This window comes from Paracoccus marinaquae (genome assembly GCF_018860165.1).
Taxonomy (GTDB): domain Bacteria; phylum Pseudomonadota; class Alphaproteobacteria; order Rhodobacterales; family Rhodobacteraceae; genus Paracoccus; species Paracoccus marinaquae.
In genome coordinates, this window is record NZ_JAHKNG010000003.1 from 1 (window position 1) to 21,292 (window position 21,292).

Genomic DNA, 21,292 nt, shown 5'->3' on the forward strand with positions numbered 1-21,292 from the left:
GCTCGCAGCGTCGTTATTCTCGGTCATGGCGTGGTCTCCCTGGCGGTTGCAGCCGCTGTTTGGGTGGGTGTCAGTTCACCCGGAGATTACGCCGCCAGCCAATTTCCACCACTTCCGAGACACGACCCCGCCAGCCGCTCGACCAGTGTCGCCCAGCTGGTCAGGGAAATGGGGATCGACGACCGGATCGAGATCGTCGAGGTCACGATCCCGCGCCAGGATGGGTCGGGCGGGCGCGACCCGAAGAACCCGCACCCCGAGGGCAAGGTGCCCTATCTGACCGATGGCGAGGATTTCGTGCGCGAGCGTGCCGCGATCATCCTCTACCTGACCGACCGTTTCCCCGACTCCGGGCTGGGGCGGCCCATCGGCGATCCGCAGCGCGGGCGATACCTGTCATGGCTGACATGGTATCAGGGCGTGTTTGAGCCGGTGACCATCCTCGGCTGGGCAAAGATCGATCACCCGGCGGTCACGGCCTCGCTGCGCGACTACGATACCGCGATCCACCGGCTGGACGAGGTGCTGTCGCGCCAGCCCTATCTGCTGGGTGACGAGTTCAGCGCCGCCGATCTGCTTTGCGCCGGGCCATTCGCCTGGTTCGGGAACCAGTTGCCCGCTACCCCGGCGATCCGGGACTGGGTGGCGCGCTGCCAGGATCGCGAGGCGGTGCGCAAGGTGCAGGAGGCCGAAGCCGCCTGAACGCTCAGGCCGGTGGTGGTCGCCTGACCGGCGGCAAGACCGCCGCCGGCGCCTTCGACAGTTGCACGGCCAGAATCCCGGCCATGATAATGCCAACGCCGATCATGTCGCTGATCGCCAGCGTCTCATCCAGCAGCAATGCGGCGACCGAGACACCGAAGAACGGGGTCAGGAAATGAAAGGTCGCCGCGCGTACCGCGCCGATACGATGGACCAGCAGGAACCAGACCCAGGTCGCCACCAGCCCCGGCACGATGACGGTATAGGCGAAGGCCCAGACCAGACGCGGCGTCAGCGTGACCTGCCAGTCCTCGAAAACCGGGCCGATGATCGTCAGGGTCAGCGACCCGACCAGCATCTGCAGGCCGACGATCATCATCACATTGCCACCCGAACTGGCGCCGCGCACCGTCAGCGTGGCAATGGCCAGCGCCAGTGCGGCGGCAAAACACATGGCGATGCCGATCGGATCGCTGCCGCCCTGCAGCCGCGCGCCCATGATGATCGCCACCCCGATCAGACCCAGCGCCAGCCCCGCGATCCCCATCGGGCGCAGCCTTTCGCCCATGAACACCCAGCCCAGAAAGGCGACCATCAGCGGCATCGTCGCCGCAATGATCGAGGCAAGTCCGGCCTCGATCCACTGCATCGCCACCCAGTTCAGCCCCAGATAAAGCGCGTTCTGGCACAGCCCCAGCACCACCACCGCGCGCCATTGCAGCCGGCTCAGCCCGCGCCATGTCTCGCCCATGGCCAGCGCGATCAGCACGCCGATGCTGCCCGACAGGGCGAAACGCAGCGCCAGCGACAGAAGCGGCGGCGCCTCGGTCACGATCATCCGCGTGGTGGTGAAGGCCGAGGCCCACATGACCGCAAAGGCCAGCCCCATCAGGATCGCGCGAATGTCCATGCCCCGCCCCGTTGCAGATGATGCAGAATGGCTAGCAGACCCTGGCCAAGACGGGAAGGATGCAAAGACAAGGGCCGCACCCTTCGGTGCGGCCCGATCATCGGTCCCGGTACGGGAAAGGGATCAGCTGTTGACGCTGTCCTTCAGGGCCTTGGCCACCGTGACCTTGACCTGCTTGTCGGCCGGCTTGGTCATCATTTCCTGGGTCTGCGGGTTGCGGACCTGACGCTCGGGGCGGGCGCGGCAGGCGATCTTGCCGATACCCGGCAGGGTCACGGCGCCGCCATTGGCGACTTCGCGGGTGACTACGGCCGCAATCGCATCCAGGGCGGCCGTGGCCGATTTCTTGTCCGAGCCCATTTCCTCGGCGACGGTGGCAACCAGCTGAGTCTTGGTCATCGGTTTTGCGGAAGGCGTAGCCATAATCCTGTCTCCTCTTGCCCGATCCTGTGCGGGCCAACATTTTAGCGCCTTTTTCGGCATATCGCCTGCTACACACGGTTTTTGCGGGCAGATCAAGCCTTTTTCGCAGGAAAGGCGAAAAGCCGCATTTCAACGCCCGATTGCCCGGCCTCAGAGGAACGCCGTCTCGCTGAATGATCGCAATTTGCGCGAATGAATGCGCTCAAGCGGCATCTCGCGCAGCTTTTCCATGGCGCGGATTCCGATCAGCAGGTGATTGGCGACCTGCGTGCGATAGAAGTCGGTCGCCATGCCGGGCAGCTTCAGTTCGCCATGCAGCGGCTTGTCGCTGACACAGAGAAGCGTGCCATAGGGCACCCTGAACCGGAAACCATTGGCGGCGATGGTGGCGCTTTCCATGTCCAGCGCGACGGCACGCGACAGCGACAGGCGGTGAACCGGGCCGGACTGGTCGCGCAACTCCCAGTTGCGGTTGTCGATGGTGGCGACGGTGCCCGTGCGCATGATCCGCTTCAGCTCATAGCCGTCCAGGCGCGTCACCTCGGCCACCGCCTCCTGCAGCGCCACCTGCACCTCGGCCAGGGCCGGGATCGGCACCCAGGCCGGCAGATCGTCGTCAAGGACGTGATCCTCGCGCAGATATGCATGGGCCAGGACGAAATCGCCCAGCCGCTGGCTGTTGCGCAGCCCGGCGCAATGCCCGACCATCAGCCAGACATGCGGCCTGAGCACGGCGATATGGTCGGTCGCGGTCTTGGCGTTCGACGGCCCGACCCCGATATTGACCAGCGTGATCCCCTGCGCGCTCTCGCGTTTCAGGTGATAGGTTGGCATCTGCGGCAATTTCGCCAGTGGTTTCAGCGGCGCGTCCGGGTCGCTGATCTCCTGATTGCCGGGGCCGACAAAGCCGGTATAGCCTAGGGCCGGATCGGCCAGCGCCCGGCGGGCGAAGGCCTCGAACTCGTCAACATAGAACTGGTAGTTGGTGAACAGCACGAAGTTCTGGAAATGCTCGGCCGCGGTCGCGGTGTAATGCTGCAGCCGGGCCAGCGAATAATCCACGCGCTGCGCGGTGAATGTGGCCAGTTCCTGCGCGCCATCGGGCTGCGGCAGGGCCACGCCGTTGACGATATCGTCGTTCATCGTGTTCAGATCCGGCACGTCGAACACATCGCGCAGGCTGAAGTCCAGCACCCCCTCCTGCGGCACCGCCAGAACGCTCTGGGCGGCGACGGCGAAATGCACCGGCATCGGCGTGTCGCTGAAACCCACCGTCACTGGCACACCGTGATTGCGCATCAGCAGGCCGATCTGCTCGGCCAGATAATCCTCGAACAGGTCGGGGCGGGTGATCGTCGCGGCATAGATGCCGGGCGCGCCGACATGGCCGAAGGACAGGCGCGAATCGACATTGGGATGGCTGGTCACGGTCAGCCGCAATTCGGGATAGAAGGCGCGATACCGGGCATCGGGCGTCCCGCCCTCGATCAGCCGGGAGAAATGGGACAGCAGAAAGCCCGTCGCCTCGGCGTAAAGCTGTTGCAGCCGCTGGACGGCGGCGCGGGGATCGGTGAACTGCATACGCCCGGCACTATCGGGCGTCTCGATCGGCAAAAAGCGGGAATCCGTGTCCATGCGGTCTTGTCCTTCTGATTGTGTCTGAGCCTGCCAGCCCGCCGCCCCGCAGGCAAGCATCTGGCGCAGCCGCGCCGCCGCCGTTACCTTGCCGTCATGGACATGCTTGTTTTCGGTCACGGCTATTCGGCCGGCTATCTTACCCCGCTGCTGACGGCGCAAGGCTGGCGCGTCACCGGCACCACCCGCAACGATCCGGGCCGCGTCGCGGCTGCCGGCGCCACGCCGCTGATCTGGCCGGGGCAGGAGGCCGATGTCCGCACGGCCATCGCGCGGTCCGATGCGATCCTGGTCTCGGCCGCACCCGACAGCGACGGCGATCCGGTCCTGACGGCTTTCGCGGCCGATCTGGCGCAGGCCCGGCCGCGCTGGCTGGGCTATCTCTCGACCACCGGCGTCTATGGCAACCGCGATGGTGGCTGGGTCGATGAGGACAGCGCCCTGACCCCCTCATCCGCGCGCGGACGCGAACGGGTCGAGGCCGAGGCGGCCTGGCAGGCCCTGGCCGCCCGGCACGGCCTGCCGCTGCATATCTTCCGGCTGGCGGGCATCTATGGACCCGGCCGCGGTCCCTTCGCCAAGCTGCGGGGCGGCACCGCGCAGCGGGTGATCAAGCCCGGGCAGATCTTCTCGCGCATCCATGTCGAGGATATCGCCCGGATCCTGCTGGCCTCGATCGCGACGCCCGCGCCCGGCGCGATCTACAATCTCTGCGACGACAATCCCGCCCCGCCGCAGGACATCATCGCCTGCGCGGCCGAGATGCTGGGCATGCCCGTGCCCCCGGCGGTCGACTTCGACAAGGCCGATCTCGGCCCGATGGCGCGGTCCTTCTATGCCGACAGCAAGCGGGTGCGGAACGACAGGATGAAGCGCGATCTGGGCATTGAACTGCTTTATCCCGATTACCGCAGCGCGCTGGCCGCGATCATGAAGGCCGAGCAGGCCTGAGGGGCCTCGCGCCGCATGGACTTTGCCACCGCGGCATGCATGATCGCGGGCCATGAACACTGATGTCGATGTGCTGATCGCCGGCGGCGGGCTGAACGGTCCGGCCCTCGCGCTGACCCTGGCCGATGCCGGGCTGCGCGTGGCCGTGGCCGATCCGCGCCCCGCCGAGGCGCGGGCGGGCGATGAATTCGACGGCCGCGCCTATGCGCTGGCCGTGGCTTCGCAGCGGCTGCTGAAGGCCCTGGGACTGTGGCAGGGGCTGGCCGAGAAAAGCCAGCCGATCCTGCAGGTCAAGGCCTCGCAGGGCCAGCCGGGCGAGGGTGCGGGGCGGTTCTTCCTGCATTTCGACAGCGCCGAGATCGAGGAAGGCCCGGTCGGCCATATGCTGGAGGACCGTTTCCTCTATCGCGCGCTGCTGACGGCCATGGCGGGCAAGGTCACGCATCTGCCAGGTCTTTCGGTCACCGCGCAGGATCCCGGCCCCGCCGCCGTCACCGTCGGCCTGTCCGATGGTCGTCAGATGACCGCCCGGCTACTGGTCGGGGCCGACGGGCGCGGCTCGGGCGTGGCGGCCCGGGCCGGAATCGCGCGGCGCGGCTGGGACTATGGCCAGACGGCGCTGGTCGCGGCCATCGATCACGACATGCCCCATCACGGCGTCGCGCATCAGTATTTCATGCCGACCGGACCGCTGGCGATCCTGCCGCTGCCCGGCCATCGCAGCAGCGTCGTCTGGTCCGAGACCCGCGCCCATGCAGACACCATCGCGGCGCTGCCGGATGCGGATTTCCTCGATGTCCTGCGCCCGCGCTTCGGCGATTTCCTTGGCGCCATCTCGCTGACCGGCAAGCGGTTCTCCTATCCGCTGAGCCTGTCGCTGGCCGACAGCTATGTCGCGCCGCGGATCGCGCTGGTGGGCGATGCCGCGCATGGGGTGCATCCGATCGCAGGGCAGGGCCTCAATCTGGGGCTGCGCGACGTGGCTGCGCTGGCCGAGATCGTCGTCGAGGCAGCCCGGCGGGGCGAGGATATCGGCGCCGCTCTGGTGCTGGAACGCTATCAGGGCTGGCGGCGCTTTGACGCGACCAGCATGGCCCTCGGCATGGATGCGGTCAATCATCTGTTCGGAAACGATAACCCGCTTCTTCATGCGGCGCGCGGGTTGGGCATGGGTGTGGTCAGCGCGGTGCCGGCCCTGCGGCGGGGCTTCATGCGGCAGGCGGCGGGGCTGTCGGTCGATCCGATGCCGCGACTGCTGACCGGAAGCCCGCTATAGGGTGGCGCGCGCAAAAGCACGGAACCGGCCGGTCAGAACCCCAACCCGATCGCGGTCGCACCTGCCGCAAGCACCGCGGCATAGACCGCCAGAACCCGCAGCCCGAAACCGGTGCCGCCGATGACCAGCGCAATCGCGCCCTTGACCACGGTATTGACCGAGACGGCAAGGACGATCGCCATGGCCGCGCTTGACAGCGCAAGATCGCCGCGGCTCAGCTTGGCGACCGAGATCGTCAGCGCGTCAACATCGGTCAGCCCCGACACCGCCGCCGCCGCATAGACGCCACCCTCGCCGAACCAGAGTTGCAGGTAATAGGTGCCAAGCACCACCACCACCAGTACCGCCCCGAAGGACAGTGCTGCACCAAGCGCCAACGGGTTCGACAGCCGTTCGAGATCGGTTTCGGTCCTGGGCTGCCTTCCCGCCGACAGCGCCAGCAGCCCGGCGCCCGCGAAGCCGGTCACGGCCATGGCGACAAGCGGCGGCGCCAGGCTGTCGAAAAGCTGGGGCGAAAAGACCGTGCCCACCGCCAGCACGCGCAGGAAGGTCACGGACCCGGCAAGCACCGTGCCCACGGCCAGCAGGGGCCCAAGCTTCTGGTCATTGCGGACCAGTTGCGACAGTGCCAGCGTGGTCGAGGTCGAGGAGGCGAGGCCGCCAAGGACTCCGGTAATGACCGCCCCGACCCGCGCGCCCGCCAGCCGCATCGCGACATAGCCCAGAAACGAGAGGCCGGCGACCAGCACCACGGCCCACCAGAGTTCATAGGGGTTCAGGGTCTCGCCCGGTCCGAAGCCCCGGCGGGGCAGCAGCGGCAGGATGACGACCGAAATCACGGCAAGGCGCACCAGGGCGTCCAGTTCGAACCGCTGGATGCGTGCGATCCGGTCATGCAGCACATGTTTCAAGGACAGCAACGCTGTTCCCGCCACCGCCGCGGCGGCGGCAGCCGCCATGTCACCCAAAAGCGCCGCCGCCCCAAGGGCGAAGGTCAGCAGCAGCGCAACCTCGGTGGTCATGCCCAGATCATCCTGCCCGCGGATCTGCGCCCAGTAACTCAGCGCGACCAGCGCGGTCAGGGCCAGCAGGGCAAAGCCGAGGAAGATCGGCCCGGCGATCGGGGCCAGCCAGCCGCAGACGCCGCCGAAAAGCCCGGCCAGCGCGAAGGTGCGCAGGCCCGCGGCGCGGGCACCCTCGGCCTCGTCGCGCGCATGCCAGCCGCGTTCGAGTCCGAAGAGCAGCCCGATGGCAAGGGCAAGGCCCAGACGCCGGAAAAGTTCTATCTCGTCCATGCGGCAGGACTATGGGCCGGTGCAGGGGGTTTGACCAGCGGAACCCCCCCCTGCCCCCGGTGCCGATGGGCAGGGGTTCAGCTGGATTGTTGCGGATCCAGCGTGATCGACCAGAGTTCGGTATCGGCGCGGTCCATCAGCCGGACGGTCATCTGGCCGCTGTCCCCGGCGATATCGACGATGCCGAAGAACTGCATCCCGGCCGAGGGTGGCAGGTTGACCTGACCGGCGGGCGGCGCCTTCACGAATTTCACCTCGGGGCCGAAGGTCATGTCCAGATCGTTCGGACCGAAGGTGCCGGCATGCAGGGGGCCCGAGACGAATTCCCAGAACGGCGCGAAGTCCTGGAAGGCGGCGCGGTCGGGATGGTATTCATGCGCCGCCGCATAATGGACGTCGGCGGTCAGCCAGACGGTGTTGAGGATACTTTCGCCGCGGATGAAGCGCAGCAATTGCGCGAATTCCAGCTCGCGCCCCTTCGGCGCGCCGGCAGCGCCATTGGCCACCGCCTCGACGAACTTCTGGTCCTCGGACACCGAATCCCAGACGCAGAGGCCGATCGGCATGTCGCAGGCGATGACCTTCCAGGTCGCGGTCGATCGGGTCAGCGCCGCCTTCAGCCAGTCCAGTTGCGCCTTGCCCAGAATCTGCGAAGTGATCGTGACCTCATCCTCCATGCCGGTCGAATTGGCACCGCGATAGCTGCGCAGGTCGAGGAAGAAGATATCCAGCAGCGGGCCATAGGCGACCTTGCGATAGACGCGGCCCGGCTCGGACGGGGTAAAGCTGATCGGCGTCATCTCGTGGAAGGCGCGGGCGGCGCGGGCCTGCAGCAGCGCCACCGATTTCTCGGAATAGCGATCGTCGCCGGTCAGATCCTTGCCGGGCGACCAGTTGTTGACAACCTCGTGGTCATCCCACTGGAACAGCGTCGGGCAGATCGCCGACAGCGCCTGCACATGGGTATCCATCTGGTTGTATTTCCAGCGACCGCGGAATTCGTCCAGCGTCTCGGCGACCTTGCGGACCTCGTCGGTCAGGGTCGCGTTCTTCCAGACCCCGCCCTCGATCTGAACCTCGTCGGTCATCGGGCCGTCGGCATAGATGGTATCGCCGGAATGGATGAAGAAGTCAGGCTCGTGCAGCGCCATGGTGGCATAGGTACGCATGCCCTCGTCGTCGATGCCCCAGCCCTGGCCGGCGGTGTCGCCCGACCAGACAAAGCGGATGTCGCGGCGTTCGGTCGGGGCGGTGCGGAATCGGCCGATCACCGGCTCACTGACGGCGTTGAGATCGCTCAGATCGGCGGCGGTCATGCGGTAGAACACGGTCTGGTCGGGCGCAAATCCATCCACCAGCGCCTTCACGGCGAAATCGCTGTCGGGCAGCGCGTTCAGGGTGGCGACATGGCGGGCATTGTCGAAGCCTTCGGTGGTGGCAACCTCCAGCGCGATCCGGGCCGGGCGGTCGGCACGGGTCCAGACCATGCCGCCCTGGGCCGAGATATCGCCCGACTGCACCCCGTGGCTGAAGACCGGGCGGCTTTGCGCGCGGCTGATCGAGGGCATGGCAAGGATCGAGGTCGAGACAAGCCCCGTCATCAGCAGCTTGCGGCGGGTCGTGCGGGGGCGGATGAGGCTCATGCGTCTGGCTCCTGTTGGCGGGATGCGCATTCAGGGGTAATCCGGCCAAATGACGGGTGCGTGTCGTCCGGGTTGATCTTCCGTGACGGCCCTGCGACAGGCGGGACCCTGCCTTCGGGGCAGATTGCGGCACGCCGCGGGAACCGTCACGATAGCGCGAGCGTTCGCGCCCCGTGCCATCCGCCAGACGTGATGTGCACCCGGCACGGAAAAGGATAAGATCGGCGCCATGAACATCAGATCACTCGCCCTCGCACCCGCCCTCATCCTCGCCCTGGTCGTTCCGGCCCTGGCCGAGAAGATCCCGCTGAACGAGATCTCGCGCTATCTCAACAGCCTGAAGACCGCGACATCCGAGTTCACCCAGGTGAACCCGGACGGCACGATCTCGACCGGGACGGTCTTCATCCAGCGCCCGGGGCGCGTGCGCTTTGAATACAACAACGACAATACGCTGGTGCTGGCCTCGGCCGGCACGGTGGCGGTGTTCGATCCGAAATCCTCGGGCGAGCCGCAGCAATACCCGCTGTCGAAGACGCCGCTGTCGATCATCCTCGACGCCAATGTGAACCTCGGGCGCGCCAACATGGTCACCGGCCATGCCGAATCGAAGAATTCGACCGTGGTGACGGCGCAGGATCCGGCACATCCCGAATACGGCAATATCCGGATGGTCTTCACCAGCCCGACCGAGTTGCGGCAATGGGTCATCACCGATGACAGCGGCCAGAAGACCACGGTCATTCTGGGCGAAATGCGCAAGGGCGGCGCGATTCCGGCCTCGAAATTCTCGATCGGGGCCGAACTCGCGCGGCGCAACTGATCGGTTTCCGACCGCCAATCCGCGGCATTCATCAATACCGATGATGAATCATATCACCAAAGCGCGCTTGACCTTCCGGGCGTAAGGCCGCATCCGAATCTGCGATATCCTGTCGCAGGTTTCCCATGACGACTCATGCCCGGCTGTTCACACCCGTCCTGATCGGCGGATCGCTGATCCTGTTGATCAACTTCGCCCTGCGCGCCAGCTTCGGGGTGTTCCAGATCCCCATCGGCGAGGAATTCGGCTGGCCGCGGGCCGAATTCTCGCTGGCCATCGCCATCCAGAACCTTGCCTGGGGCATCGGCCAGCCGATCTTCGGGGCCTTCGCGGAACGCTGGGGCGACCGCTGGGCCATCATTCTGGGGGCAATCCTGTATTCGGCCGGCCTGGTCCTGACCGCCTTCGCGACCAGCCCGGCGGCCGTGCAGCTTCTGGAGGTGATGGTCGGCTTCGGCATCGCCGGCACCGGCTTCGGGGTCATCCTCGCCGTGGTCGGCCGCGCCGCCAGCGACCAGAACCGCAGCCTCGCCCTTGGCATCGCCACCGCCGCCGGGTCGGCCGGGCAGGTCTTCGGCGCGCCGCTGGCCGAGATCCTGCTGGCCTTCTACAGTTGGCAGGCGGTGTTCATGATCTTCGGCGCGATCGTGCTGACCTGCCTGTTCTTCCTGCCGATGCTGGGGGACGGCAAGCCGGCCACCCGCTCGGAACTGGAGGAAAGCCTCGGCAGCGTGCTGAAGCGCGCCTTCCGCGACCCCTCGTATTTGATGATCTTCGCGGGTTTCTTCTCCTGCGGCTACCAGCTGGCCTTCATCACCGCGCATTTCCCGGCGATGGTGACCGAGATGTGCGGCCCGATCTCGCCCATGGGCACATTGTCCAGCATCGGCATCGCCACCACCTCGGCACTGGGCGCGGCGGCGATCAGCCTGATCGGGCTGGCCAATATCGCGGGCGCGATCTTCGCGGGCTGGCTGGGCCAGCGCTATAGCCGCAAATACCTGCTGGCCGGGATCTATACCCTGCGCACCATCGCCTCGGCGGCCTTCATCCTGATGCCGATCACGCCGACCAGCGTCATCGTCTTCTCGCTGGTGATGGGCGGGCTGTGGCTTGCGACCGTGCCGCTGACCTCGGGTCTGGTGGCCTATATCTACGGGCTGCGCTACATGGGCACGCTTTACGGCTTTGTCTTCCTCAGCCATCAGCTGGGCTCTTTCCTCGGCGTCTGGCTGGGCGGAACCATGTATGACATCTATGGCGATTACACGCTGGTCTGGTGGGTCGGCGTCGGTGTCGGCGCCTTCAGCGCGCTGATCCACCTGCCCGTGCGCGAGGCCCCCTCGCGCCTTCCGCCGGCGACGGCCGCGGCCTGACTATTGCCGGGGTGGCGGCTGCTGCCTATCGTTGTCCTTCCGGCCCGGTCAGGGAGCCGGGCCAAACCGGAGGGATGACCATGACCAAGACAAGACCGATCGCCGCTCTGGGCGCCTGTGCCGCAGCCCTGCTGCTGGCCGGCCCGCTGGCCGCGCAGGAGACGGCATCCGCGACCGACTGCCCGGTCACCGAATTCGCCATGGGTCTTCGGTTCCAGCAGCAATCGGCCGAAGTACGGGCATTGCAGCGCCAGGCCTACAACATCGCCACCATGCGGCTGGACGCGGCGGTTCAGGGCGCGGCAGATCCGTCGAAACTGGCCGTCGTGACCGATCTGGATGAGACGGTGATCGACAATTCCGCGCTGCTGGCCCGCGACCTGGCGAACTGCCACACCTATGACGCCTGGGACACCTGGCTGCCGTGGGAGCGCGACGGCAACCCGACCCTGATCCCCGGCGCCAAGGAGTTCCTGGATCATGCGAACGGGCTGGGTGTCACGATCCGCTATATCTCGGACCGCGCGGATGAGCAGAAAGAGCATACGCTGGCGACCCTGACCGAGCTTGGCCTGCCGCAGGTCAGCGCCGAGTCGGTGCTGCTGTTGGGGCCGCCCAAGGTCGAGCGGCGCGATATCGTCTCGCAGGACCACCAGATCGTGCTGCTGCTGGGCGATACGCTGCATGATTTCGACGGGCGCTTCCGCAAGACCCCGCTGGACGAGCAGAAGGCGACGGTCGATCAGGAGGCCGCGAAATGGGGCGCCGAATGGATCGTCTTTCCCAATGCCGGCTATGGCACATGGTCCGAGGCCCAGTTGACCGCCTGGGACGCCGAAACCGTCATCGAGGAATGGTAGGGGCGGTTTGACCTTTCCCGGCGGCGGGCCTAGCGTCCGCGCCGCAAAGGAAGGGACGCCGATGACCAAGCCCGTCAAGCGCCACCCGCATGAACATGCGGTGGCCATCCGATATCAGCAGCGCTCGGCCGAGGTGCGGGCGCTGCAACGGCAATCCTATGCGCTGGCGACGCTGCGGCTGCGCGATGCGGTAGCCGCCAATGGCGGATCGGGCGCCGGGCTGGCGGTGGTGTCCGATATCGACGAGACGATCCTCGACAACAGTGCCGTCATGGCCCATGCGATGGTTCAGGGCAGGCGCGACAATGTCGAGACGTGGAAGCTGTGGGAACGCGAGGGCGATCCGCATCTGATCCCGGGCGCGGCCGATTTCTTCGCGCTGGCCGACCGGCTGGGGGTGACGATCTTCTATGTCTCGGACCGCTTCAACGAGAACAAGCTGGCCACCATCGCCACGCTTTCCCGCCTCGGCCTGCCGCAGGTCAGCGCCGATCACGTGCAGTTGTTCGGCCCGCCCAAGGCCGAACGCCGCGCGGCCATCGAACGCAATCATCGCATCGTCCTGCAACTGGGCGACACGCTGCATGATTTCCACGGTGCCTTCGCAGGCGTCACGCTGGAGGACCAGCACCGCCTGACCGAGGATCATGCCGGGCGTTTCGGCGAGGACTGGATCGTCTTTCCGAACGCCGCCCATGGCACCTGGATGGAGGCGGACCTGCGCCCCTGGAACGTGCCCACCTGACCTCTCGGCCGGCACCGGCCGCCCACTCGAACAAGAGAAATGGCGGACAGCCTTTGGGCTGTCCGCCATGCCACCCGCGAGCAGGACTGAGCAGGGAGGAACTCTTGAACGGAAGAGCCCGCAGAGTGGCCCCGGCCTGGCTTTTAGGCAGGCCGGTTCCCGACGTCTCCGGCTGTTACTTCGTTACCCATCACACGGGCAATGACCGGAAGGACGAAGAGATCGAAACGCGCACGATCCGGTGCGAAGGCGCCGGGTCTGCCAACACCGCCGCAATCTTCGCAATCGAGGATCGTGCCCCAACAGTTCGGGCAGGCGCCAAGAGCGCGTGCCAGCATTTCAGCGTGACCCACCAGCAGCCGGTTCTCGCGTTCCAGCCGGCGGAAGGCCGCCCAGGTGGGATGGTCGGATCCGGCTAGAGGAACCTCCGGATCCGGCCGTCCCGGTGATGTCGTTCCCAGGCTTTGCAGAAGGTTACCGGCCGGCTCATTCTCTTCACCCCCCGGCACGGTTCCCAGATTCCGAAAAGCGGCAATCATACTGTCGATACTTGATACTGACTGGGCACACATGGTCGACATCCCCTCTCTTGGCCGCGGATGGTCAAGGTCACGCTTGCTCACCCGCCGCTGATGGAACTGTTTTGCACCCCCGCCGTGAATGGAGCGTGAATCGCGATGGCATGGTTGCGTGAATTCTGCGCCAGAATCGGTCAGATCGCGGATTATTCGGGGAAAAATCGCCCTACGGCCCTCAATCGCCCGGGGCGAAGCTCCGCGGACGCCGCAGATAGACGTAATAGGCGCCCTCGCCGCCGTGCCGGTCATGCGCGGAGGTGACCTGCTGGACCACCTGCGCCAGCGGCGCGCCGTGCAGCCAGTGCGGCACCTGATGGCGCAGCGCGCCGGGACGGGTGGGCAGCGGGCCATGATCCCCCCTGCCCTTGCCGGTGATCACCAGAACCAGCCGGCGGTCGTTCGCATGGCAGGACAGGATAAAGCGCGTCAGTTCGGGCTGCGCCTCGGCCAGCGTCATCCCATGCAGGTCCAGCCGGGCTTCGGGCCGCAGCTTGCCCTGGGACATCCGGCGATGGGTCTTCTGATCCATGCGCAACGGGCCGTTCGCCAGACGCTCCGCGGGACTGGGCGCCGGATGATAGCCACCCGCCGGCAGCGCCGCCGACTGGCCGATGCGAAAGCGCGGCACCGGCGGAGGCGGAGCCGCAGCGAAAGACGGCCGATTCGGCGCGGGTGACGGTTCAGGCGGGGAATCGGCCACCGGCAACGCCCTCCCGGGCACCAGCGGCGTGGCGCTGCGGGCGATGCGGGACCACAGATCGCGCTCCTCGGCCGTCAGTCCCCGGCGGCGCCGGGCCATCAGCCGGTCGCGACCAGTTGCCAGTTGGGATCGTTTTCACCCATGCGCCGGGCGAAGGTCCAGACATCGCGCTGCTTGCGCGAGGATTTGGGATCGCCCTCCACGACATTGCCCTGCACATCCCGCGTGGCGGCGATCAATTCACCCACGAAACGGACCGAGATCTCGGCCATGCCGGTCTGGGCATCGAACTCGGCCCCGGCAAGCGAGGTTTCCCGGGTGCCCAGGAATTGCGCCTCGACCGTCTGGCCCTGCGCGGCGCGGGCATCGATCACCGACTGGAACGCCTCGGCCACGGGTTCGGCAAGGAAGGGGCGTACCTCGGACAGATCGCCCCGCTCGAAGGCCATCAGGATCATCTCATAGGCGGCCTTGGCCCCGGTCAGGAAATCGTGAACGCCGAAGGACGGCTCGACCCGCTTCATCGCCGCCAGCGCAGAGGCCGCGGGGCTGCCCGGCTCGACCAGATCGGCGATGTCCTGATCGACCTCGTCGGCCGTGCCCTCGATCACCTCGAAGCGGCGGCGCTGCGGCTCGGGCGCGTCTATCTTGGGTTGTTCGAACCCGTCGCGCGTTCCCAGCACGTTGCGCAGCCGCAGGATCAGGAAGATCGCGATTGCGGCCAGCACTAGCAACTGGATCAGCGGGTTGGACATCTGGTCAGCCTCGGTTTGCGACAGATCTGTTGGTATCACGCGTTCTGGTCCCTATGTAGGGAGCGGACCGGTGCAAGTCCAGCTAGGGCACCGGCAGGAAGGGGAATTCGCATGTGGCTTGTAGTGCTGTTCGTGGCCGTGCCGTTGATCGAGATCGCGCTGTTCATCCAGGTCGGAGGACTGATCGGCCTGTGGCCGACGCTGGCCATCGTCCTGCTGACCGCGATGCTTGGCACATCGCTGATGCGCAGCCAGGGCGCGCATGCCTGGCGCGAGGTTCAGGGCAGCTTCAACGAGATGCGCGACCCGACGCGGCCGCTGGCGCATGGGGTGATGATCCTGATCGCCGGGATGCTGCTGCTGACACCGGGTTTCTTCACCGACACACTGGGGCTGCTGCTGCTTGTGCCGCCGGTCCGTGATGCGGTCATGCGCTATCTGGCCAGCCGGGTTCAGGTGACGCAAGTGCAGATGGGCGGGGCCACGATGCACCGCGAAGCGCACCGGCCGCCCTATGGCGAGGGCGTGATCGATGGCGATTACGTGGTCGAGGACGACGGCTATGCCACGCGCCCGCGGACGCCGCCCGACCTGCCGGCGGATCTTTCCGATGACGGGCCGCGCCCGCGTGGCGGATCGGGCTGGACGCGGCATTGAGGCCGCGCCCACCGGCTGCTAGAAGCACCCGCAAGTCCGTACTTGCGAGGTAGAGAGAATGGCCGACGAAACCACCCCGAACGGCGAAGCCGCCGCGCAGCCGCAGGTGCGGATGCAGATCCTGGCGCAGTATATCCGTGACCTGTCCTTCGAGAACGCCGTGGCGACCAAGGGCGCGCCGCAGGGCGAGGTCCAGCCCGAGATGACCGTGCAGGTCAGTCTGGACGCCCGCAAGCGCGGCACCGAGCATCAATATGAGGTGATCTCGAAATACCGCATCACCTCGACCAACAAGGCCGACGGACAGACCATGTTCCTGGCCGAGCTGGACTATGGCGGGGTCTTCCATATCGAGGGCGTGCCGGACGAGCAGCTGCACCCGTTCCTGATGATCGAATGTCCGCGGATGCTGTTCCCCTTCGTGCGCCGCATCATCTCGGACCTGACCCGCGACGGCGGCTTCCCGCCCTTCAACATGGATCCGGTCGATTTCGTCGCGCTCTATCGGCAGGAACTGGCCCGTCGCGCCCAGGCGCAGGCCGGCGCGCCCGCGGATCAGCGGCTGTCCTGATCCATGCCACCCCGGCCGCAGCGAGCCTGGCAGCGGATGCTGTCGGGCCGGCGTCTGGATCTGCTGGACCCGACCCCCTTCGACATCGAGATCGAGGATATCGCCCACGGTCTGGCCTTCGTCGCGCGCTGGAACGGCCAGACGCATGGCGACTGGCCCTATTCGGTGGCCGAACATTCACTGCTGGTCGAAGACATCTTCGCGCGCCTGAACCCGACGGTGGAACAGCGCTGGCGGCTGGCGGCCCTGCTGCATGACGCACCGGAATATGTGATCGGCGACATGATCTCGCCGGTCAAGGCGGCCCTGGGGCGGGAATATGGCGCCATGGACGAAAGACTGACGGCGGCAATCCACCGCCGTTTCGGCCTGCCCGCCGCCCTGCCAATTCAGATCAAGCGGAAAATCAAGCAGGCCGACCGGATTTCGGCAAGGCTGGAGGCGGTTCAGATCGCCGGTTTTACCGAAACCGAAGCGAGACGCCTGTTTCCCGTACAAAACGAGCATATTTTATCTGCGGTCGGAATAACCTTGTGCCCGCCCGCAGAGGTCCGTGAAAGATATCTGGATCGGTTCCAGGCATTGATCCGTCTGATCGATAAAAAAAATTACTAAACTTGAAATTACTCGACAGACGATTCGAGCCGGCCTTTCTGGCCGGCCGTCTCAGATCAGCAGATCTTCCATCTGCCTGCCACTTTCGAGGCTTTCCTGAACCCAGCGCGGTTTGCGCCCGCGCCCCGTCCAGGTCATCGTCGGATCCTCGGGATTGGCATATTTGGGCGGAACGGTCCCGGCCCGACGAGGTTTGCCGCCCGTAAGTTCGGCCAGATTGAAGCCATGTTCACGCGCAGCCTCCTCGATGGCGGCCAACGCCTCGCGACGCTTGCGGTCCTCATAGGAGTTGATCGCGCGTTCCAACCTGGCGCGCAGATCCCGCATTTCCTTAAGCGTCATCTTATCAAAATCGATGTTCATTGGTTTTGAATCCGTCTGCATTGATATAACAATATTATATCAACCGCAGAAAGTTTCAACCAGATTAAGCGAACTCTATTTTGGACCGCGTTTGGCCAGTATTCGCTGAAGCGTCCGGCGATGCATATGCAGACGGCGCGCGGTTTCGCTGACATTTCGGTCGCATTGTTCGTAAACGCGCTGAATATGTTCCCAGCGGACGCGATCGGCCGACATCGGGTTTTCCGGCGGCGGCGGCAATAATTCGCCACCGGCAAGCAAGGCTGACGTCACGTCATTTGCATCGGCGGGCTTGGCCAGATAATCGGTGGCGCCCATCTTCACCGCCGCGACGGCGGTGGCGATCGCGCCATAGCCGGTCAGGACGATGATCTTGGCGTCCTCACGGGCCTCGCGCAGCGTCTCGACCACGTCCAGCCCGTTGCCGTCCTCCAGCCGCAGGTCGATCACCGCATAGGCGGGCGCCTGTTCGGCGATCAGCCGCTTGGCCTCGGCGACGCTGAGCGCCGTGCGCAGCTGGAAGCCGCGCTTTTCCATCGCCCGTGCCAGCCGGGCGACAAATGTCTCGTCGTCATCCACCAGCAGCAGGGATGCGTCCGGTCCGATCTGCTCTCGTATCTCGTCCATGGCTCGCCCTTTGTTGCCGAGGGTCTAACCATGTTGCAGCGCCAATACAATCGGCGCAATCCCAAGCGGTCAGCTTGCGGCATCGAGGAAGCAGCCGACCTTTCGCGCCATGTCCTCTGCCGGCGTGTCGCGCGGGAAGAACTCGGCGGTGGCGCCTCCGGCCATCACCAGAAAGGTGTTGGTCATGTGATCGACCAGATAATACTGATCGTCCTCGGCGTCATTGGCCTTGTAATAGTTCCGCCAGCCCTTGTTGACGGCGGCAATCTCCTCGTCGCTGCCGGTCAGGCCGACAATATCCTCGGAGAACTGTTCGCCAAAGGTCGTCAGGACCTCGGGCGTGTCACGGCGCGGATCCACGGTGACGAAGACCAGCTGGACCTCGCTGCCCTGCCCGGCCAGAAGCGCCTGCGCCTCGGCGTTGCGGGCGGTGTCCATCGGACAGACATCCGGGCAGAAGGTGTAACCGAAATAGAGCAGCGACGGCCGTGTGAACACCTCGGCGGCGGTCACGCGGGCACCGTCCTGCCGGGTCAGCGTGAAATCGGTACCGAAGGCCTCCATCCCGCCCGCGACATTGCCGGTCCGGCATTGCGCGAAACGGTCGGCCTCCGATCTGCCCGACAGGTAGGCCCCGCCGGCAACAAGGATCGCAAGCGCGGCAACGGTTCCGACGATCAGCAGTTTATGATTGGTCACGGCACGTCCTTTCGCTGGAAAGCGCGCACATTGATCGCCGATCCGGTCGCGGGTATCAAGTCATGCGATGTCGCAGCCCGGGGGGCATGGATGAACACGCAGAACGGGCAGGCCCCGCATTTCATCCTCGCCGAGGCACCGCAGGCCGAGCCGATCCGGACGCGGACCCTGGTGCAACTGCGCTGGATCGCCATCGGCGGCCAGATGGCAACCGTGATCGTCGCCTGGACGATGGGGATCGGCTTTGCCAAGGGGCCGGTCCTGCTGCTGATCGCCGCGGCGCTGGCGATGAACGTCTGGCTGTATCTGAACCCGCGCCGGCGCACCTCGCCGCGCGGCGCCGTGGGCCAGCTGACCTTCGACCTGATCCAGATCTCGGCGCTGGTCGCGCTGACCGGCGGCCTTTCCAATCCCTTCGCCCTGCTGATCCTGGCGCCCGTGACCGTCGCCGCAACGGCGCTGAATGCGCGGCAGACGGTGATGCTGGGGCTGGTTACGGTGGCAATGATCTCGTTTGCGGGGCTGCTGGCGGTTCCGCTTTACGATTCGCAGGGCAACCTGCTGCGGCTGGCCCCGGTCCTGGCGCGCGGGCACTGGCTGGCGCTGGTGATCGGTGTCGCCTTCTTTGCCGGCTATGCCCATCGCGTGACCGCCGAACTGGCCGCAACCTCGAACGCGCTGTTCGCCACCCAGATGGCGCTGGCGCGCGAACAGCGCCTGCAGCATCTGGGCGGGGTCATCGCCGCAGCGGCGCATGAGATGGGCACGCCGCTTGCCACCATCAAGCTGATCGCCGCCGAACTCGCGGACGAACTGGCCGACCGGCCCGACCTGCGCGAGGATGCCGTCAGCCTGCGCCAGTCGGCGGATCGCTGCGCCACGATCCTGCGCAGCATGGGTCGGGCCGGCAAGGATGACCTGCACCTGCGCGCGGCCCCCTTGCACGCCGTGCTTGAGGATGCGGCCAGCCCCCATGCCGATCGCGGCCCGCAGGTCGAGATCCTGGCCGAAGGGCCCAGCATCCGCCGCGATCCGGGCGTCATCCACGCGCTGCGCAACCTGATCCAGAATGCCGTCGATTTCGCCCATTCTCGCGTGGTGATCGAGGGCCGCAGGACCGCGGGCCAGCTGATCGTGACAATCCGCGATGACGGACCCGGCTATCCCGCCGCCCTGCTGGCGCGTATCGGCGACCCTTATCTGACCGGGCGCAAGGGCGGCGCCCAGCGCGAGGGTTACGAGGGCATGGGACTGGGCCTCTTCATCGCCAAGACGCTGCTCGAACGCTCGGGCGCGCGTCTTTCCTTCACCAATGGCGGGCCGGGGGCGATCGTCACCGTGCGCTGGCCTCTGGATCGCATCGCCGCGGACGGGCGCGCCGCACTTGGCAGCAATCCGCATCAGGAAACCTGAAACCTTAACCTGTCGTTAAGGTCTTCCGCCCTAGGATCGGGCAAAATTCTGGAGGCAGAAACCTGTGGCGTTCGAGGGTGTGGAAGTCGCTGTGTTGTCCGTTCTGGCCGGAACGGTATCGGTGCTGCTGGCCGTGGCGGTGCTGCGCCTGCTTGATCGCCGGCCGACGGGTTCCGCGCGCCCGGGGCGCGGCGACCTGCTGGAGCCGCGGCTGCAGCCGATGGTGTTCCTGTTTCGGGATCGCAGGCTTGTCGACGCCACCCAGCCCGCACGAACGCTGCTGGGACGGATCCCGGCGCCCACGGACGAATGGGACCGGCTGCTGCAGTGGATCGGACCGCGCTTCCATGACGCGCCGGCCCGGCTGGATCAGATATCCCGGCTGGGCCGGATCGAACTGCTGGGCAATCAGGGAACCGGCAGCGCCACGCTGCGCCTGCTGGCCGAGGATCTGGGCGGCGGCATCCTGCGCCTCACCATCACCGATCCCGAGGCCGAACAGGCCGGGCTTGTCGTCGATTCGATGTCGCAACAGGCGATGGAGGATGAACTGGACCTGCTGCGCCGGGCGCTGGACCAGACCCCGATGCTGGTCTGGCGGCAGGATGCCGAGGACCGCGTGACCTGGGCCAACGCCGCCTATCTGCGCCGCGCCGAGGCGCTGTCGGACGGCCCGCTGGGCTGGCCCCTGCCCCGGCTGCTGGATTCGCCCAAGCCCGTGCCCGGCGCGGGCACGACGACCCGGCGGGCGCGGCTGGACAGCCAGGGCGTCATCTCGTGGTACGACTGCCACAGCCACGGCATGGGCGACCAGGAGATGATGTTCGCCGTCCCTGCCGATGCCGCCGTGCGCGCCGAACGCAGCCTGCGCGAATTCGTGCAGACACTGACCAAGACATTCGCCGACCTGCCGATCGGGCTGGCGATCTTCGACCGGCAGCGCAACCTGCAACTGTTCAACCCGGCTCTGATCGACCTGACCGGCCTGCCAACGGGCTTTCTGACCGCGCGGCCGACGCTGTTCGACCTGCTGGACAAGCTGCGCGAATTGCGGATGGTGCCCGAGCCGAAGGACTTCCGCAGCTGGCGCCAGCAGATGAACAATCTGGAAAGCGCCGCCGCGACCGGACATCACGTCGAGACCTGGTCCCTGCCCGGCGGCCAGACCTACCGCGTCACCGGCCGGCCCCATCCCGACGGCGCGGTGGCCTTCCTCTTCGAGGACATCACCTCGGAGATTTCGTTGACCCGCAAGTTCCGGGCCGACCTGCTGCTGGGCTCGCATGTCCTCGACGGGATCGAGGACGCGCTTGTCGTCTTTGCCCCGAACGGCAAGCTGCTGGTCCGAAACCGCTCCTACGGCCAGTTGTGGGGCGACGAGGGCGAGACGCTTGCCGACGCCCTGGCAGCCTGGGAGGATCGCGTCGAGGCCGGCCCGGGCCTTGCGGCGCTGCGCGCGAGGCTGACCGAAAAACACGAGGGCCGGGGCGACAACGGCGTCATGGCGGGTCCGTCAGGCCAGCTTCTGGGCTGGAGCGTGACCGGCCTTGCCGGTGGTCGGCAGATGCTGCGGTTCCGGGCGTCGGAACTGGGCCAGTTGACGAAGGATGCGGAACCCGCCGACGCCGACCGCATCGACCTCGCCGGCGCCGTCGGCGCGAAATGACCGACACCG

General features: G+C 66.4%; 23 protein-coding genes. 12 read left to right on the forward strand and 11 right to left on the reverse strand.

Annotated elements, in window-relative coordinates:
* Positions 1-702, forward strand: a 702-nt coding sequence (locus KNW02_RS02675) for a glutathione S-transferase family protein (RefSeq protein WP_348524669.1), incomplete at its 5' end; no start/stop codon positions are given.
* 4 nt (positions 703-706) lie between these two features.
* Here the strand turns inward: KNW02_RS02675 and KNW02_RS02680 are convergent.
* The 3 genes from KNW02_RS02680 to KNW02_RS02690 form a co-directional block, all read right to left on the reverse strand.
* Complete coding sequence (locus KNW02_RS02680) at positions 707-1,612, reverse strand: DMT family transporter (protein WP_216031721.1); 906 nt, start codon at positions 1,610-1,612, stop codon at positions 707-709.
* 123 nt (positions 1,613-1,735) lie between these two features.
* Entirely contained in the window at positions 1,736-2,035 is a 300-nt protein-coding gene (locus tag KNW02_RS02685; RefSeq protein WP_216031722.1) for an HU family DNA-binding protein, read from the reverse strand.
* A 150-nt stretch (positions 2,036-2,185) separates the two neighbouring features.
* Positions 2,186-3,670, reverse strand: coding sequence for an AMP nucleosidase (locus KNW02_RS02690; RefSeq protein WP_216031723.1), 1,485 nt, complete (start codon positions 3,668-3,670; stop codon positions 2,186-2,188).
* Positions 3,671-3,766: 96 nt separating this feature from the next.
* Between KNW02_RS02690 and KNW02_RS02695 the strand changes: the two genes are divergently transcribed.
* Both KNW02_RS02695 and KNW02_RS02700 read left to right on the forward strand, forming a co-directional pair.
* Entirely contained in the window at positions 3,767-4,621 is an 855-nt protein-coding gene (locus KNW02_RS02695; RefSeq protein ID WP_216031724.1) for an SDR family oxidoreductase, read from the forward strand.
* Between the two features lie 52 nt (positions 4,622-4,673).
* Positions 4,674-5,897: a UbiH/UbiF/VisC/COQ6 family ubiquinone biosynthesis hydroxylase gene (locus KNW02_RS02700; RefSeq protein WP_216031725.1), complete on the forward strand. Its 1,224-nt coding sequence runs from the start codon at positions 4,674-4,676 to the stop codon at positions 5,895-5,897.
* 32 nt (positions 5,898-5,929) lie between these two features.
* Here KNW02_RS02700 and KNW02_RS02705 read toward each other — a convergent pair whose 3' ends face one another.
* Positions 5,930-7,192: an MgtC/SapB family protein gene (locus KNW02_RS02705; RefSeq protein ID WP_216031726.1), complete on the reverse strand. Its 1,263-nt coding sequence runs from the start codon at positions 7,190-7,192 to the stop codon at positions 5,930-5,932.
* Positions 7,193-7,269: 77 nt separating this feature from the next.
* On the reverse strand, positions 7,270-8,835 hold the full coding sequence (locus KNW02_RS02710) for an alkaline phosphatase D family protein (RefSeq protein WP_216031727.1): 1,566 nt from the start codon (positions 8,833-8,835) through the stop codon (positions 7,270-7,272).
* A 229-nt stretch (positions 8,836-9,064) separates the two neighbouring features.
* Here KNW02_RS02710 and KNW02_RS02715 point away from each other — a divergent pair, with 229 nt between their 5' ends.
* From KNW02_RS02715 to KNW02_RS02730, 4 genes are all read left to right on the forward strand, one after another.
* The gene (locus KNW02_RS02715) at positions 9,065-9,658 is read left to right on the forward strand and encodes a LolA family protein (RefSeq protein WP_216031728.1); all 594 of its coding nucleotides are present in this window, start codon (positions 9,065-9,067) and stop codon (positions 9,656-9,658) included.
* Positions 9,659-9,783: 125 nt separating this feature from the next.
* The gene (locus KNW02_RS02720) at positions 9,784-11,034 is read left to right on the forward strand and encodes an MFS transporter (RefSeq protein ID WP_216031729.1); all 1,251 of its coding nucleotides are present in this window, start codon (positions 9,784-9,786) and stop codon (positions 11,032-11,034) included.
* Between the two features lie 80 nt (positions 11,035-11,114).
* Positions 11,115-11,894 (forward strand): 5'-nucleotidase, lipoprotein e(P4) family, encoded by a 780-nt coding sequence (locus KNW02_RS02725; RefSeq protein WP_252733395.1) that lies wholly within the window; start codon positions 11,115-11,117, stop codon positions 11,892-11,894.
* 61 nt (positions 11,895-11,955) lie between these two features.
* Positions 11,956-12,639, forward strand: a complete 684-nt coding sequence (locus tag KNW02_RS02730; protein ID WP_216031731.1) for a 5'-nucleotidase, lipoprotein e(P4) family — start codon at positions 11,956-11,958, stop codon at positions 12,637-12,639.
* A gap of 143 nt (positions 12,640-12,782) precedes the next feature.
* On the opposite strand, the gene KNW02_RS02735 is transcribed toward KNW02_RS02730, so the two are convergent.
* The 3 genes from KNW02_RS02735 to KNW02_RS02745 form a co-directional block, all read right to left on the reverse strand.
* Positions 12,783-13,178 carry a hypothetical protein gene (locus KNW02_RS02735; protein WP_216031732.1) on the reverse strand — a complete coding sequence of 132 codons (396 nt, stop codon included), beginning with the start codon at positions 13,176-13,178 and terminating at the stop codon, positions 12,783-12,785.
* Between the two features lie 214 nt (positions 13,179-13,392).
* Positions 13,393-13,746: a Smr/MutS family protein gene (locus KNW02_RS21265; RefSeq protein ID WP_431356732.1), complete on the reverse strand. Its 354-nt coding sequence runs from the start codon at positions 13,744-13,746 to the stop codon at positions 13,393-13,395.
* 269 nt (positions 13,747-14,015) lie between these two features.
* Positions 14,016-14,672 carry a Tim44/TimA family putative adaptor protein gene (locus tag KNW02_RS02745; protein ID WP_216031734.1) on the reverse strand — a complete coding sequence of 219 codons (657 nt, stop codon included), beginning with the start codon at positions 14,670-14,672 and terminating at the stop codon, positions 14,016-14,018.
* Between the two features lie 111 nt (positions 14,673-14,783).
* Here KNW02_RS02745 and KNW02_RS02750 point away from each other — a divergent pair, with 111 nt between their 5' ends.
* The 3 genes from KNW02_RS02750 to KNW02_RS02760 are packed head-to-tail and all read left to right on the forward strand — an operon-like array spanning position 14,784 to position 16,515.
* Positions 14,784-15,329, forward strand: coding sequence for an FxsA family protein (locus KNW02_RS02750; RefSeq protein WP_216031735.1), 546 nt, complete (start codon positions 14,784-14,786; stop codon positions 15,327-15,329).
* 58 nt (positions 15,330-15,387) lie between these two features.
* Positions 15,388-15,900 (forward strand): protein-export chaperone SecB, encoded by a 513-nt coding sequence (gene secB / locus KNW02_RS02755; RefSeq protein WP_216031736.1) that lies wholly within the window; start codon positions 15,388-15,390, stop codon positions 15,898-15,900.
* Between the two features lie 3 nt (positions 15,901-15,903).
* Entirely contained in the window at positions 15,904-16,515 is a 612-nt protein-coding gene (locus KNW02_RS02760) for an HD domain-containing protein (protein ID WP_216031737.1), read from the forward strand.
* A 51-nt stretch (positions 16,516-16,566) separates the two neighbouring features.
* Here the strand turns inward: KNW02_RS02760 and KNW02_RS02765 are convergent, their stop codons facing one another.
* The 3 genes from KNW02_RS02765 to KNW02_RS02775 form a co-directional block, all read right to left on the reverse strand.
* Entirely contained in the window at positions 16,567-16,878 is a 312-nt protein-coding gene (locus KNW02_RS02765) for an H-NS histone family protein (protein WP_216031738.1), read from the reverse strand.
* A 75-nt stretch (positions 16,879-16,953) separates the two neighbouring features.
* Positions 16,954-17,505: an ActR/PrrA/RegA family redox response regulator transcription factor gene (locus tag KNW02_RS02770; RefSeq protein ID WP_216031739.1), complete on the reverse strand. Its 552-nt coding sequence runs from the start codon at positions 17,503-17,505 to the stop codon at positions 16,954-16,956.
* A 69-nt stretch (positions 17,506-17,574) separates the two neighbouring features.
* Positions 17,575-18,204: an SCO family protein gene (locus KNW02_RS02775; RefSeq protein WP_216031740.1), complete on the reverse strand. Its 630-nt coding sequence runs from the start codon at positions 18,202-18,204 to the stop codon at positions 17,575-17,577.
* A 90-nt stretch (positions 18,205-18,294) separates the two neighbouring features.
* Between KNW02_RS02775 and KNW02_RS02780 the strand changes: the two genes are divergently transcribed.
* The gene (locus KNW02_RS02780; protein WP_216031741.1) at positions 18,295-19,617 is read left to right on the forward strand and encodes an ActS/PrrB/RegB family redox-sensitive histidine kinase; all 1,323 of its coding nucleotides are present in this window, start codon (positions 18,295-18,297) and stop codon (positions 19,615-19,617) included.
* Positions 19,618-19,708: 91 nt separating this feature from the next.
* Positions 19,709-21,283 carry a PAS domain-containing protein gene (locus tag KNW02_RS02785; protein ID WP_348524673.1) on the forward strand — a complete coding sequence of 525 codons (1,575 nt, stop codon included), beginning with the start codon at positions 19,709-19,711 and terminating at the stop codon, positions 21,281-21,283.
* Positions 21,284-21,292 lie beyond the last annotated feature (9 nt).

Bases quoted from the DNA above. Each gene is read 5' to 3' on its own strand.
- KNW02_RS02680 (WP_216031721.1), bottom strand. From the start codon at position 1,612: ATGGACATTCGCGCGATCCTGATGGGGCTGGCCTTTGCGGTCATGTGG.
- KNW02_RS02685 (WP_216031722.1), bottom strand. From the start codon at position 2,035: ATGGCTACGCCTTCCGCAAAACCGATGACCAAGACTCAGCTGGTTGCC.
- KNW02_RS02690 (WP_216031723.1), bottom strand. From the start codon at position 3,670: ATGGACACGGATTCCCGCTTTTTGCCGATCGAGACGCCCGATAGTGCC.
- KNW02_RS02695 (WP_216031724.1), top strand. From the start codon at position 3,767: ATGGACATGCTTGTTTTCGGTCACGGCTATTCGGCCGGCTATCTTACC.
- KNW02_RS02700 (WP_216031725.1), top strand. From the start codon at position 4,674: ATGAACACTGATGTCGATGTGCTGATCGCCGGCGGCGGGCTGAACGGT.
- KNW02_RS02705 (WP_216031726.1), bottom strand. From the start codon at position 7,192: ATGGACGAGATAGAACTTTTCCGGCGTCTGGGCCTTGCCCTTGCCATC.
- KNW02_RS02710 (WP_216031727.1), bottom strand. From the start codon at position 8,835: ATGAGCCTCATCCGCCCCCGCACGACCCGCCGCAAGCTGCTGATGACG.
- KNW02_RS02715 (WP_216031728.1), top strand. From the start codon at position 9,065: ATGAACATCAGATCACTCGCCCTCGCACCCGCCCTCATCCTCGCCCTG.
- KNW02_RS02720 (WP_216031729.1), top strand. From the start codon at position 9,784: ATGACGACTCATGCCCGGCTGTTCACACCCGTCCTGATCGGCGGATCG.
- KNW02_RS02725 (WP_252733395.1), top strand. From the start codon at position 11,115: ATGACCAAGACAAGACCGATCGCCGCTCTGGGCGCCTGTGCCGCAGCC.
- KNW02_RS02730 (WP_216031731.1), top strand. From the start codon at position 11,956: ATGACCAAGCCCGTCAAGCGCCACCCGCATGAACATGCGGTGGCCATC.
- KNW02_RS02735 (WP_216031732.1), bottom strand. From the start codon at position 13,178: ATGATTGCCGCTTTTCGGAATCTGGGAACCGTGCCGGGGGGTGAAGAG.
- KNW02_RS21265 (WP_431356732.1), bottom strand. From the start codon at position 13,746: ATGGATCAGAAGACCCATCGCCGGATGTCCCAGGGCAAGCTGCGGCCC.
- KNW02_RS02745 (WP_216031734.1), bottom strand. From the start codon at position 14,672: ATGTCCAACCCGCTGATCCAGTTGCTAGTGCTGGCCGCAATCGCGATC.
- KNW02_RS02750 (WP_216031735.1), top strand. From the start codon at position 14,784: ATGTGGCTTGTAGTGCTGTTCGTGGCCGTGCCGTTGATCGAGATCGCG.
- secB (WP_216031736.1), top strand. From the start codon at position 15,388: ATGGCCGACGAAACCACCCCGAACGGCGAAGCCGCCGCGCAGCCGCAG.
- KNW02_RS02760 (WP_216031737.1), top strand. From the start codon at position 15,904: ATGCCACCCCGGCCGCAGCGAGCCTGGCAGCGGATGCTGTCGGGCCGG.
- KNW02_RS02765 (WP_216031738.1), bottom strand. From the start codon at position 16,878: ATGAACATCGATTTTGATAAGATGACGCTTAAGGAAATGCGGGATCTG.
- KNW02_RS02770 (WP_216031739.1), bottom strand. From the start codon at position 17,505: ATGGACGAGATACGAGAGCAGATCGGACCGGACGCATCCCTGCTGCTG.
- KNW02_RS02780 (WP_216031741.1), top strand. From the start codon at position 18,295: ATGAACACGCAGAACGGGCAGGCCCCGCATTTCATCCTCGCCGAGGCA.